14 protein-coding genes and 1 other RNA gene are annotated in these 13,122 nt (G+C 44.0%); 6 read left to right on the top strand and 9 right to left on the bottom strand.

The window, feature by feature from the left end; all coding sequences use genetic code 11:
• The first annotated feature begins 74 nt into the window (after positions 1 to 74).
• The 3 genes from DK187_RS13710 (at position 75) to DK187_RS13700 (ending at position 1,270) form a co-directional block, all read left to right on the top strand.
• A complete protein-coding gene (locus tag DK187_RS13710; protein ID WP_111607919.1) occupies positions 75 to 374 on the top strand; it encodes a cell division protein ZapA in 300 nt (99 codons plus the stop codon).
• Between the two features lie 129 nt (positions 375 to 503).
• Positions 504 to 681, top strand: a non-coding RNA gene (ssrS, locus tag DK187_RS13705) — 6S RNA.
• 4 nt (positions 682 to 685) lie between these two features.
• On the top strand, positions 686 to 1,270 hold the full coding sequence (locus tag DK187_RS13700) for a 5-formyltetrahydrofolate cyclo-ligase (protein WP_111607918.1): 585 nt from the start codon (positions 686 to 688) through the stop codon (positions 1,268 to 1,270).
• Positions 1,271 to 1,283: 13 nt separating this feature from the next.
• Here the strand turns inward: DK187_RS13700 and traF (DK187_RS13695) are convergent, their stop codons facing one another.
• From traF (DK187_RS13695) to astE, 8 genes are all read right to left on the bottom strand, one after another.
• Entirely contained in the window at positions 1,284 to 2,501 is a 1,218-nt protein-coding gene (traF, locus tag DK187_RS13695; protein WP_275426774.1) for a conjugal transfer protein TraF, read from the bottom strand.
• A gap of 155 nt (positions 2,502 to 2,656) precedes the next feature.
• A complete protein-coding gene (gene traF / locus DK187_RS13690) occupies positions 2,657 to 3,937 on the bottom strand; it encodes a conjugal transfer protein TraF (protein ID WP_162623521.1) in 1,281 nt (426 codons plus the stop codon).
• A 308-nt stretch (positions 3,938 to 4,245) separates the two neighbouring features.
• Positions 4,246 to 5,040, bottom strand: coding sequence for a 3-deoxy-manno-octulosonate cytidylyltransferase (gene kdsB / locus DK187_RS13685; protein WP_111607915.1), 795 nt, complete (start codon positions 5,038 to 5,040; stop codon positions 4,246 to 4,248).
• A complete protein-coding gene (locus tag DK187_RS13680) occupies positions 5,040 to 5,621 on the bottom strand; it encodes a KdsC family phosphatase (RefSeq protein ID WP_111607914.1) in 582 nt (193 codons plus the stop codon). Before DK187_RS13680 ends, kdsB begins: the two co-directional genes overlap by 1 nt.
• A 3-nt stretch (positions 5,622 to 5,624) precedes the next feature.
• Entirely contained in the window at positions 5,625 to 6,491 is an 867-nt protein-coding gene (gene kdsA / locus DK187_RS13675) for a 3-deoxy-8-phosphooctulonate synthase (protein WP_111607913.1), read from the bottom strand.
• A gap of 118 nt (positions 6,492 to 6,609) precedes the next feature.
• Positions 6,610 to 7,584, bottom strand: coding sequence for a KpsF/GutQ family sugar-phosphate isomerase (locus tag DK187_RS13670; protein WP_204355633.1), 975 nt, complete (start codon positions 7,582 to 7,584; stop codon positions 6,610 to 6,612).
• 118 nt (positions 7,585 to 7,702) lie between these two features.
• Complete coding sequence (locus tag DK187_RS13665; RefSeq protein WP_111607912.1) at positions 7,703 to 8,743, bottom strand: zinc ABC transporter substrate-binding protein; 1,041 nt, start codon at positions 8,741 to 8,743, stop codon at positions 7,703 to 7,705.
• Between the two features lie 105 nt (positions 8,744 to 8,848).
• Positions 8,849 to 9,865: a succinylglutamate desuccinylase gene (astE, locus tag DK187_RS13660; RefSeq protein WP_111607963.1), complete on the bottom strand. Its 1,017-nt coding sequence runs from the start codon at positions 9,863 to 9,865 to the stop codon at positions 8,849 to 8,851.
• A 242-nt stretch (positions 9,866 to 10,107) separates the two neighbouring features.
• Here astE and DK187_RS13655 point away from each other — a divergent pair, with 242 nt between their 5' ends.
• The 3 genes from DK187_RS13655 (at position 10,108) to hemE (ending at position 12,665) form a co-directional block, all read left to right on the top strand.
• On the top strand, positions 10,108 to 10,644 hold the full coding sequence (locus tag DK187_RS13655; RefSeq protein WP_111607911.1) for an NUDIX hydrolase: 537 nt from the start codon (positions 10,108 to 10,110) through the stop codon (positions 10,642 to 10,644).
• The gene (locus DK187_RS13650; RefSeq protein ID WP_111607910.1) at positions 10,601 to 11,410 is read left to right on the top strand and encodes a DUF2927 domain-containing protein; all 810 of its coding nucleotides are present in this window, start codon (positions 10,601 to 10,603) and stop codon (positions 11,408 to 11,410) included. Before DK187_RS13655 ends, DK187_RS13650 begins: the two co-directional genes overlap by 44 nt.
• A gap of 154 nt (positions 11,411 to 11,564) precedes the next feature.
• Entirely contained in the window at positions 11,565 to 12,665 is a 1,101-nt protein-coding gene (gene hemE / locus DK187_RS13645) for a uroporphyrinogen decarboxylase (protein WP_111607909.1), read from the top strand.
• Positions 12,666 to 12,720: 55 nt separating this feature from the next.
• On the opposite strand, the gene DK187_RS13640 is transcribed toward hemE, so the two are convergent.
• Complete coding sequence (locus tag DK187_RS13640; RefSeq protein ID WP_111607908.1) at positions 12,721 to 13,089, bottom strand: hypothetical protein; 369 nt, start codon at positions 13,087 to 13,089, stop codon at positions 12,721 to 12,723.
• Between the last annotated feature and the right edge of the window lie 33 nt (positions 13,090 to 13,122).

Genomic DNA, 13,122 nt, shown 5'->3' with positions numbered 1-13,122 from the left:
TAAAATGCCATTCGCTACCCAATGATGGAAAAACAGACCATTTTTTGTGGGCCTTGCTATCAAATGGAGTCAATATGGATAAACCAACGGTCACTGTCGCCATACTGGGACAAAGTTATAAGATAAATTGCCCTAAAGGGCACGAACCGGATTTGAAAGAAGCCGCTGAGTATTTAAACAATCAAATGCGTGAAATCAAAGCCAGCGGGAAAATTGTTGGCCTTGAAAAAATAGCCGTACTGGCAGCATTGAATATTACTCACGATATGCTTTCGAGTCGAAAATACGCCCGTTCTAACGAGCAACAGTTGCGAGAACTGACCTCGCAGCTTGATGCGGCATTAGCCCACGAAACAAAATTGGTCAATGAATAATCACCTGTGGTTTATTCCTTGACCTACTTTTTCGATTGCAAGCGTAGAACACGAATTTTCTTCATACAATACAGAAAACGAACTAGGCTATTGGGTGATTTCTCTTTTGAGTTACTCTATACTGGAATTCGTTTCCTGGGTTGTTCGAAGCGGCTTAACGCCCTTGAGCCTATGAGTAATACCCCGGAAAGAGCCTGCTGGTTTGGTGTGCATGTCCGTGCGTCGGAAAGCCTAAAGAGTCACAGTTCTTTCCACCTTGAACCACTGGGTTCAAGGCCAATAGCCGAAACGGCAACTTGGGAAACTCTTTTATGACCTATCATCTCGATCCTAGACAAACCCTGCGTCGTCAATTACGTCAAGCCAGAAGAAGCTTATCGGCCGATGAGCAACGTAACGCGGCACAAGCGTTGGTTATACGCACAACCAAACATTTCTTAGACCAGCAAGCGCAATCCCCCAACAAGGTGGCCTTATATCTGTCCAACGATGGCGAAATTTCTCCACATTTATTATGTGAATATTTCTGGCAGCAAGATATCGCCATTTATCTGCCTGTCATCCAAGACAAACAATTAGTCTTTGCACGTTACGTTCCAGAAACAGAATGGCAAAGCAATGTTTACGGTATCCAAGAACCGACAACAACGGAACACATTGCAGGTGCTGATCTAGATATTGTGTTTTTACCCTTAGTGGGATTTGACTCCAATGGAGGCCGGCTAGGTATGGGCGGCGGTTTTTATGACCGAACTTTTGCCAATAAAAAAGTCGATAAAGCACCACAACTTATCGGCTTAGCCCACGATTGCCAAGAAGTAAAAAGCCTGCCAATTGAAGGCTGGGATGTGCCATTGCAAGCCATTATTACGCCAAAGCAGTGTATTATTGTTTAGCTGGCTTGTTGATTTAGAAAGCAAAATTATACCCAAGAGAAAGGTATAGGCTGCGAGGTAAGGTTTCACCTTTTTGCCTTTCTAATCCATAAGCAACATCGAAATCTAAACGCCGAAAAAATGTTGCGCCTACCGTTGCATAACTTAGCTTACTCCCCTCTTGATTCTTTCTGTAACCAACACGAATACCAGGAAAATAAAGATTATCACTAAAATAAGACAGAGAAACCACTGCCCACTGTTGCTTATCTCCAACAGGATCAGAGACCGAATTTACATCATAAGAGCCAGCTAAAGACCAATTTTGATTCGTGGACATCACGGCAACATCTACCGTAAGTTGGGCGTTCATCTTGTAGGTTTCGTTTAATGCAAGCTTTCCCTTATCTGACAAACGAATGATTCCATTACAATTTGATAAATCAGAACCTGACAAGCCGCGGCAATCCCCCAGCGCATCAAAATCAAACTCTGGCTCATTAATACTTGTTGCCGCCACTCCTAGCTGATAATTCGGCGCTGTCCAAATAGCGCCTAAGTCTAAGCTGATGCCCGATTGAGCGTTATCCCTATTTGTTAAAAAATCTCCAAATACGTCCGTCCCGTTATCATCTTCATTCGTCAAAAATGACAGCTTTTGCCCTAAAGCAATACTATGAACGTTTAACTTACCTCCTAAGATAAGAGCGCCGCTTACTGGGCGCCCGAATAATTGACTATAACCTAAACCAAAACGATAATCGGTTGCCCTTTTTAGGTAAACAGCCGTATCAGAAGCCAGTTCCTCACCACCATTAACAAAAATATCGTCGGCAATCACCTCAGCTCGACTAACAAACGCGGCGCTAGCATCCAGCGTAAACGCTCCACGATTAGCGGTCTTATAAACAATGGGCATAAAAGGCACCTGTAAAGCCCCTGAAAACTTAACATAAGAAGTACTACCTATATCAGCAATTATACTATTTGCTTGCTCTCTGGCCGAATTCGCGGCAACAGGATCGCTATAATTTCTTTCAAGCAGAACTTCTAACTGATCTACTTGATCTTCGAGATCACTGACATCACTCATTTCATACCCCAAGCTTAATGGGCCTAAAAAGCCCACACGAAGGCTTTGAACATTTGTCATAAGATAGGGGGCTGCAGGATTAGATAAAGACGTTATTAAAGACTGCCGATTCGCATAGCTCCCCAACACAGTACTCGTCCCTACAGAAAAAGACGCCATCGCATTGACACTTATCACGCCTAACAATAGAGTTAAATATCGCATTGAAAAACCATCCATTTTAGTAAAATCATATGTATTCTAATCAAATTAAAAACAAAAAAGCCGAGGACATATAAATATCATCGGCTTTGTTTGAATAATCTTTACATTTTTTAAAAGGCAGTGTCATAACCAATCGAGAAAAAACCACCGCGTGGCAACTCATCACCGTCTTCATCCGTCACCGTATCAAGCGCCACAGCAAGATCAATATTGAGGCGTTTCAAGAATGTTAAGCCAAGAGAAGCGTAGCTAAGTTCGGTGCCAACCATATTCTCACGGTAGCCCACACGGATACCAGGTAGGAAATGCGAATCACCGTAATAAGACAATGAAGCGGCTGCCCATTGATATTCGTCACCTACGGCATCTTTTACTTCATTGGTATCGTAGGACACGCCCAAAGTCACTTGCTTACCCTTGGTGGATACTGCGGCATCGATTGTGGTTTGCATTTCCATGACGTATTTTTCACTAGCAGAAAGCTTTCCATCAGCAATTAAACGTCCTGCTGCCGCACAACTTTCCGTCGCGCAGCTTTGGTTAATTGGTGCACCATCAAATTCAGGCTCATTGATGTTGGCAACCGTCACGCCCACTTGATAATAATTAGACACCCAGACAGCACCTAAATCGAGACTTACCCCGGTACTGCTGACAGCATCATCAGAAATGGCATCTGAAATAGCATCGTCTGCGTTATCACTTTCATCGCTTAAAGACACAATCGCACGACCCATAGAAATATCATGTAGGCTGGCTTTTGCGCCACCTATCAACATACCATGATCGTTTTGCCACATAGATTGGCTGTAGCCTAGGCCAATTTGTAGATCTGTGGCGGTTTTGGCTTGAAAAGAAGTATCCGTTACCAACTCATCCGAACCATTTACTGTAATATCGTCAGTAATGACATTAGCACGTGCCACACCAGAAAGACTGGCGTCTAGCATGAAAGCCCCATTGTTTTTAGTTTTATAAATCAATGGCATAAAGGGTACTTGCATACTTACTGAAGTTTTGATGTAAGCCGTATCGCCTATTTCATTTAATATGCCATTTGCTTTATCAAGGGCATTGTTTGCCTCCGTCGCATTGGCATAAGTAGCATCAATTAGATCTTCGAGCTCTTCTGCACGATCATCCAGATCACTTACATCACCCATCTCAACACCAATACTCAATGGGCCTAAAATACCAAATCGGAAGCTGTCATTATCGTCTTGATTGACCATCAAAAAAGGCGCTGCGGGGTTTCCAAGCGCGGTCGATAACGCTCTAATATTTGGGGCACTGCTTAAAGTGAAACTAGAGCCTACTGGATGGTTAACAGGCATCGCCGCCATGACAGCGGAACTCAACAAACTCATAGAAACAATCGCCATTTTTTTCATTACAGAATCCCTCACAAAGCAAACATACACAACGGTAAGATAGTTTATCTCAACATGAGCAATTGTAAGACTTTTTTTTGCACATTTCATACAATATTAAGACAATTTTATCGCTATTTCCGTAACAAATTAAAACAAAAAGATATAAATAACCCTTCAAAAAGCTGATTGTTGAGTAAAAAGCAATATATAAAGCCTATTAGATATGAAAATAGTCTGAAATTCGTACGAATTGAGCACAAAAAAAAGTGGCAGATATAAATACATCTTGCCACTTTCTTGGGGGGATACTGTTTCAAACTGTCGAACTAATTCACATCCAAAGACAACTGATAACGGAGCTTCTCCAGGTCTTCAGGTGTATCAACACCATGGGTCGGCAACCCATCCGCGAGCGCCACTTGCACCTTGATACCTTGATGCAAAAAACGTAGCTGCTCAAGCTTTTCCCAACGCTCTAATGGTGACATAGGCAGATCGGCGTATTTAGCCAGCAAACTGGCTCGATAAACGTACAAACCTATGTGGCGAAGAGCGGGGAAATCAACAGGCAAAAAGCCCGTTTTTTCAGTATTGCTAGCAAAACCATCCCTGTCCCAAGGCATGGGGGCACGACTGAAATACAGCGCACGCTGCTTCTCATCACACACCACTTTCACCACGTTAGGGTTAAAGAAATCTTCAACCTGATCAATCACGCAAGCAACTGTCGCCATCTCGGCTTCTTTGTCTTGATTTAGCGCAATCACACTGGAGTGAATCAAGTTAACAGGCAAAAAAGGCTCATCGCCTTGTACGTTGACAACAATCTCATCCCCCTTCCAGCCTTTTTTAGCCGCCACTTCAGCCAGACGTTCGGTACCATTTTCATGGTCATCACGGGTCATCACAACAGACGCCCCAAACGCTAATGCCGCTTGTTCGATAACCTCGTGATCTGTCGCCACAGTGACCGATTGTGCCCCCGCTTTTAGTGCCAGTTCATAAACCCATTGCAACACGGGTTTGCCACCTAAGTCTGCCATCAATTTTTGCGGAAAACGCTGAGAAGCGTAACGAGCAGGAATAACAATGTGAAAATCAGGTAAAGATTGCATGGTCATTATTTTTCAAACTCCGGTTTTTGCGCCAATTCATAAGCTTGCTCTAAAGGCATACGAGATGCCAACACCATGTCGGCCACTTCCCGTGCGACACCTTCACCAGCGCTCTTATTCAGCACTAGATGACAATAACGCTGCACTAAAATATGTGCATCTGCTGGACACAAGGCCACACCAACGTTTGGCATGACTTGAAGATCAATCACATCATCGCCCACGTAAGCGGCTTCCGCTGAGGTAATGCCCAACTGCGCTATCAACTCATTAAATGCGGCGGCTTTATTGTGACAACCAGGGTAAAAATGCACGACCTTGAGCTCTTTCATCCGTTGTCTCAATGGGGCGGAGTCTTTCGCGGTAATCACGGCTACCTGAACGCCCCACTGTGGCAATAGCTTCATCGCCACACCATCTTTGACATTGAAGCGCTTTAGGGTCTCCCCATGCTCGGTATATAACAGACGACCATCTGTTAAAACGCCATCCACATCAAACACGACCAACTTCAAGGCTTGTAATGTTGGCAGCAAAGTTAGATCGTTGTTCAATACTGGATAAGAAGTCAGAAAAGCCATATCCATTTATTAAGCACTCGTATCCAATTCTTCAAAGGTTTTCACCAACTCATCAAGCTGCTTCATTTGCTTTAGGAACGGCGCTAATTTGCCCAAAGGCAACGCACATGGCCCATCGCATTTTGCATTGTTTGGATCTGGGTGTGTTTCTAAGAACAAACTAGACAGACCAAGCGACATACCTGCACGAGCCAATTCAGTCACTTGCGCACGGCGACCATCCGCAGAATCTTCACGACCGCCCGGACGCTGCAAAGAATGAGTGACGTCAAACATGACAGGGAAACCAAACTTTTTCATTTCGCCAAAACCAAGCATGTCGACGACTAAGTTGTTGTAACCCATCATGGTGCCACGCTCACACAACATAAGTTGATCATTTCCAGCTTCTTGGCATTTTGTCAGGATATGCTTCATCTCATGAGGGGCTAAAAACTGGGCTTTTTTAATGTTAATAACCGCGCCCGTTTTCGCCATCGCAATGACTAAATCCGTTTGGCGCGATAAGAACGCCGGCAATTGAATCACATCTGCCACTTCCGCCACTGGCGCACATTGGTAAGCCTCGTGCACATCGGTAATCACTGGCACGCCAAACGTATCTTTGATCTCTTGCAGAATTTTTAAACCCTCTTCCATGCCTGGGCCACGGAAAGAGTTAATAGACGAACGGTTCGCCTTATCAAAGGAGCCTTTAAACACATAAGGAATGCCCAGCGCTTCCGTTACTTTTACATGTTCTTCCGCAACGCGCATAGCAAGATCGCGAGATTCCAATACGTTAACGCCACTGAACAACACAAAAGGAAGATGGTTAGCCACTTCAATTTTGCTACCAATTTTAATGATTTTTGATGCCTGAGATAGCTGTGTCATGAGAACTCCATTGTTAATCTAAGTTAACGCACACTTACGCGTCAGCGTGCGATATAAATAAGGTAGATACGGTATCTGATGCCGCAAGCACTATAATCTTGCAGAGGCACCTTATGGCTTATCGATCGTAAATCTCTAAAATTCCAGACAAGTTTTTCGCATCGTCCACGACCACGAGCAAGGTGATTTTATCGCGCAGCATTTGCTCTTCCGCTTGCACTATCATCACATTCTCATTGATGGTTTTAGGATTAGGCGTCATCAAGCTTGCCATGGTTTTGTGTATCATGCCCTCGCTTTCTTTTAACATAGCGCGACGCAAGTCACCATCGGTGAAGATTCCCAACAATTTCCCCTCATCCTGAATTAAGACGACGCCCATTCTACCGTGGGTCATGACGGAAATAGCGTCTTTTAAGGTGGTGTTTGGTGCGCAAATAGGAAGATTATCTTTGTGCATAAGATCTTTGACACGAGTCAGCAGCTTACGACCTAGGCTGCCACCAGGATGAAATCGAGCAAAGTCTTGTGGCTGAAAATTGCGACACTCCATCAAAGCAACGGCCAATGCATCCCCCATGGCGGTTGTCATTGTGGTCGACGTAGTGGGGGCAAGATTGTTCGGGCAAGTTTCTTTATCGATAGAAAGGTCTAATACGCAATCACAGTGTTTCGCCAAAGTAGAGTCTATATTTCCGACCATGGCAATACTGGGATTACCGAAGCTTTTTAATGAAGGCAGCAAGCGCATAAGCTCTTCTGTTTCACCTGAAAAACTGATCAATACTAAGACATCTTCCGGTTGAATCATCCCCAAATCCCCGTGGAAGGCTTCACCAGGATGAAGAAAGAAACTGGGTGTACCGGTCGAAGCGAGCGTGGCGGCGATTTTTTTACCAATCAATCCGGATTTGCCCATACCGCAAATAATCGTGCGGCCTTTGCTGGTTAGAATCATTCGAACCGCTTTAGCAAACTCTTCGGTGACTTGATTCACCAAGTTAGCCAGAGCTTGTGCTTGGGTAGATAGAGTGCGTCGAGCACTCTCAATAAGCACATCGGAGTCAATACTCTTCATAGATGGGTCGCTCATACAGCCTCTCAACTCAGCGCAATAATCAGAAATTGCCATCATTATACAGAGGAGAGAGCAAGTCGCCTATCAAAGAGCGGTTTTTCCTCTCTGACAAGCGACTCAAAAGCGGTGATCATTACCCTAAGCAGTTAAGAAATTGCCCGCTCAAACTGTCTAAGAAAGAAAAATACGCGTTCGTCCCCATTTTTACCTGACTACCCAGCGGATCAAGAGGAGCGGTTTTTACGTCAGAACCTTCTAGCAAGGTTTTGACAATAGCAGGGCTAAACTGCGGCTCGCTGAAAACACATTGAACCTTGTTCTCTTCAATTTCATGACGAATTTCCGCCACTTTTTTCGCCCCTGGTTTGCGCTCTGGACTGACGGTAATTTCACCGGCATTTTGCAGTCCATAATGCTGTTCAAAATAGCTGTAGCCATCATGAAAGACGATATAAGGCACTTTATTCACTTTATTCAGTGCGTTACGGATTTCGGCGTCTTTCGCACTCAGGCCTTTTTCAAACGACACTAGGTTGCCTTTGTAATACTCAGCATTGGCAGAATCCAAAGAAACCAAACGAGCCGTCACAGCTTTTGCCAGCACTAAAGCGTTATCCGGTGACAGCCAAACATGTGGATCAATACCAGAATGGTCATGTCCTTCATGTCCTTCGTGCTCATCATGGTGTTCGTGATCGTCATGCTTTTCGTGATCGTCATGCTTTTCGTGATCGTCATGCTTTTCATGATCACCATGTTTTTCATGATCATCATGTTTTTCATGATCATCATGTTTTTCATGATCATCATGTTTTTCATGATCGTCATGATGCTCTTCCGCAAAGTTATGCAGCTTCATCCCTTCCAAGGCAAGCCATTCAATCGAAGAGGCTTCTTTGCCTGCATTCTCAAGCGGCTTTTCTAAAAACCGCTCTAGGGATTCCCCTACCCACACCACAGTATCGGCATCGGTAATCTTTTTCAGGTCTGAAGGGCGCATCGCAAAATCATGAGGCGAAGCGGTACTCGATACAATTTGTTGAATATCCGCTTTATCACCCGCAATCGCAGCAACAACCATAGAGACAGGCTTAATACTGGTAGCAATGACAGGTTTGGCTAAAGCCAAAGGCGATAAAACAGAAACACCTAGCGCAAGAAATACTTTATTCATTTTCAACACCATATAAACGTTATAACGTAACAATACGACATAAAAAAAAGAGATTCAAGGGGTTACCTCAAATCTCTTTAGCGTCTAAGCAAAAATATCGACTGATTAGATTAACGACAAGGCGTCTACCGATATCGCTCGCACAACCAACCCCGCTCTCTGACCAACCGGCAGATTGGTATTCGGAAATACAATGGCATCACCGGTTTGCTTTACCCGATACACGCTTTTTTTCGATTGCGCTAGAGGGTAACCTTCAGTAAATTGGGTAAAGTTTTTAACATCCTGATCAATATTTAATTCGTAACTGTCATCGTCTTTAACAAGTGCGTCCAATACATTAAAAATACACAAAGAAGACAAGGATGACTCAGCCAAACTGCCTTTTTCCAACAGTTGGCGTAGATTTTTTTCCAATGCAGCAAAACACGACAAATCATTCTGCCCAAATGGATAGACCTTGCCTAACTCCACCGTAAAAGCGTGCGCACCATGCACAGAATGACTGTAGTAAGAAAACGTCGTTGTCGGTTGATGCGATAAAAGCACCGCCTCAATTTCACTGGCCGCAAAAAAAGCCAATTGCTGTTTACTGTAATGCGCGTTCTCGACAAATGGATGAACAACAAACTTTTCATGCATTGAGCCACGAATAGCCGTGTGCAAATCATAGTGCAGCCGAATATGTTCGCTGTCGGTCGATGATAAAGCATAAAAATCATTCACCGCCATCTCAAGCCGTTCGGCTCTTTGCACCTCAATACCAGCATAATTCCGCCAAGCCCCACTGAACAACCGGTTCAAATTAACGTCACAAAAGCGCGTCGCAGCATTCGCAGCAACAGGATGACCTATGATCACCAATAAACGCACGCCTAAGGTCAACTTACCGGCTAAAATATCCCTCACCAGCTGATTAATTAACTCCATTGGGCCCGTTTCGTTACCATGAATGCCAGCGGACAAAACCACACTGACGCGACTTGTTTGAGTAGGTTCAAGTCGTAAAATCCCCGTTTCTTCCACAACGCCGGTACCACTGGGAAAAGTCAATTGAAAAGGTGCCATAGCGTTGGGATTTGCCAATGTTAAGGCCAAAAAATCATGGTTTAAAATGGTCATTTTCCCTGCCCAATTAAGTCGAAAATAAGCACCATAATAGCGTTTTTTTAGCAATGGGAACGTATCTTTTAGAGGGTCGTGCGGAAAACAGAAAAATAGGTCGCTTTTAAGACAAATGACATAAGTAACCCGTTTGCTTTATGATCGACTACTCTTATTAATAACCAAGAAGTCTTTTCTTTCAGAGAAAATGCCGATACCCTTTCGCTTTCTATTCGTAGCACCATTAAATTGAGTATTTTATGCCCGAAAATGACGAAGTCATTATCCTAGTCGACCAAAACAACACCATTATTGGCGATGTACCACGACATCTAATGAACTTTGGCAGAGATTACCACCGTGTCACCTACATTTTAGTGTTCAATACTAAGGGGAATCTGCTCGTTCAAAAACGCACAGATGACAAAGCCTTCTGTCCAGGTTATTACGGCATTACAACAGGCGGAGTGGTTGAAAAAAACGAGTCTTACATAGATTCTGCACACAGAGAACTGCAAGAAGAATTAGGTTTTGATGCTCCTCTCAAAAGCCAAGGCGTCTTTTTCACAGAGGGAGAAGGTTTTAAAATTTGGGGCAAAATTTACACTTGTCACTATGATGAAACCATTCATGGTGAGCTTACCTTACAACCCAAAGAGGTCGCTTCCGTGCATGAAATGACCATTGACGACATTCTACTCAACAAAAATAATCTTTCCTTTACACCCGACTCATTAGAAGCACTTCGCCATTATGCGCACAAGCTTACGCAACCTAAAGACAACGATCCGCTGTAGTGTTGGTCTATTCGGTCTTTTTATTGCCTCTTGCTCTTTCGGGCAAGAGCATTGGCAACAGGATGACTACATACAAGAAAGCTTCATTAAAATTGCTTTAGAGCGTGAATACAAAGAAACCCAGCATCCTAAACTGATACGCTGGAATAAACCCATTAAGCTGTTTTTTGAAAGTGACCAAGGTGATGCCAGCCTGCAAAAAGAATTGCTCAGCGTCCACGCCCAGCACCTTGCGCATATAACAGGCCTAACTATTGATTTTACAACCTCGCCTGAACAAGCCAATATCTTTGTTATTTTTACATCTTATGACAACATGGAAAATAAGGTACGCCAGTACATAGGCGACCCAGAAAGAATCCGTAAAGCACTCGACGAAGCGATCTGCTTAGGTAATTTTAGCCGTAATGGTCAGTACGAAATAACCAAGGGCAGCATTATTATTCCTGTTGACTATGCACGCAGAAAAGCGCGTTTTTTAGATTGTATCGTAGAAGAAATCACCCAATTACTGGGACTTCCAAACGATTCCAATGATGTGTTTCCTTCGGTTTTTAATGATGTCAGCATAGACACCTACATTAGTCCGTTGGACTATTTGCTGCTTAAAGCACTGTATTCCCCCCACCTAAAACCCGGTATGGACGTTAAACAAACCAAAGCGGCATTCCCCAAAGTTTTAGCCGAGCTGCATGCCAATAAAGACATCGAAAATGCCGCACAACGGGTGCAAAAAAACAGTTTAAAAACCTATCTTGGTGATTGATGATTTGCCTCATATAGCCATCAGCAAACCCTGCGATAGATCAATAATATTGGCCTTTTAGTCCGCCTTCTCATAAATTGTGCTTATTCACTCTGCTTTTCCCACATAAGTTAGGTAAAATGCGTCAACTGAAAATTTACACTGGAGAGTACTAATGTTTCCTGAGCTCAAAAATGATCGCTTTTTGCGCGCATTACTCAAACAACCTGTCGATACTACCCCTGTATGGATGATGAGACAGGCCGGACGTTACCTACCAGAGTATCGTGCTAGCCGCGCTACCGCAGGCGATTTTTTGAGTCTTTGTAAAAACGATGCATTTGCTTGTGAAGTCACGCTGCAACCACTTGAACGCTATGATCTAGATGCCGCCATTCTATTCTCGGACATATTAACCATTCCAGATGCAATGGGTTTAGGGCTGTATTTTGAAACAGGCGAAGGTCCCAAATTTAGACACACCATTCGCAGCAAAGCCGATGTCGATGCTATCCCAGTTACCCAAGCAAACGACTTAGATTATGTGATGAAGGCCGTAACGACCATTCGCCACGCACTCAATGGGCATGTCCCCCTTATTGGCTTTTCTGGTAGCCCATGGACACTGGCAACCTATATGGTGGAAGGCGGTTCTAGCAAAGATTTTCGCCATATTAAAGCCATGATGTACCGTTCACCTGAAACCTTACACGCACTTTTAGACAAACTGGCAAAATCCGTTACAGCGTATTTAAACGGCCAAATATTAGCTGGCGCGCAAGCGTTACAAATCTTTGATACTTGGGGAGGCGTATTAAGCGGCCCAATGTACCAACAGTTTTCATTACTCTATATGAAGCAGATTTTAGATGGCCTTATCCGCGTCCATGAAGGCAAACGAATCCCCGTTATCTTATTTACGAAAAACGGTGGTCAATGGTTGGAAAACATGGCAGCCACAGGACCCGACGCACTTGGCTTAGACTGGACAACCGATATCGCGGAAGCACGCGCGCGCGTAGGCCACAGCGTGGCTTTACAAGGTAACATTGACCCTTGCGTACTGTATGCAGGCAAAGAGGTTATTGAGCGTGAAGTTGAAAACGTCTTATCAGGCTTCGGCACGGGCAGTGGTCACGTCTTTAATCTTGGCCATGGCATTCACCAATTCGTCAACCCAGACCATCCTAAATATTTGATTGATGCGGTGCACAAACTTGGAAGAAAATACCACGAGCCTAAGTACGATGACTTGGACGCATTAAACGGTCTTTAATCGGTAGATCCACGTATTAGCTCGGAGCCAATTACCACGTTGGTGCCGAGCTACATCACGCTATCAACGACTCAAGACCTTGCAAACAGAGTAACTCGGCACTTTTCTTTTGTTTTTTCCAACCACCATCAGACGCTACCAACAAACGCTCGAACGACTCATTAAGGTAGCAACAAACATGATCTATCCCTCGACCATCAAGCCAAGACAGTCGTGCTAAAACGTGACCCGTTGACATAGGAATCAACACCAATCTTAAAAGCAAACAACGTTTTACGCCACTTACCTGATAACAAGCCACATTTTGAGGCGTTGACACACTGGATAGGCGAATGCCCTCTTTTGTGGATAATACACTGGCAATATCCGCAAACAATGACGCAGCTTTGTCCATAAATTGCTCGCTCGATGTTATTTTTTTCATTTCAAGCCCTCCTATTCTGATAAAATCACACCC

Origin of the sequence: Marinomonas arctica, from assembly GCF_003259225.1 — a bacterium.
In the GTDB taxonomy this organism is placed as follows: domain Bacteria; phylum Pseudomonadota; class Gammaproteobacteria; order Pseudomonadales; family Marinomonadaceae; genus Marinomonas; species Marinomonas arctica.
The sequence above is the reverse complement of the archived record's forward strand: the minus strand, read 5'-3'. Positions and strand labels throughout refer to the sequence as shown.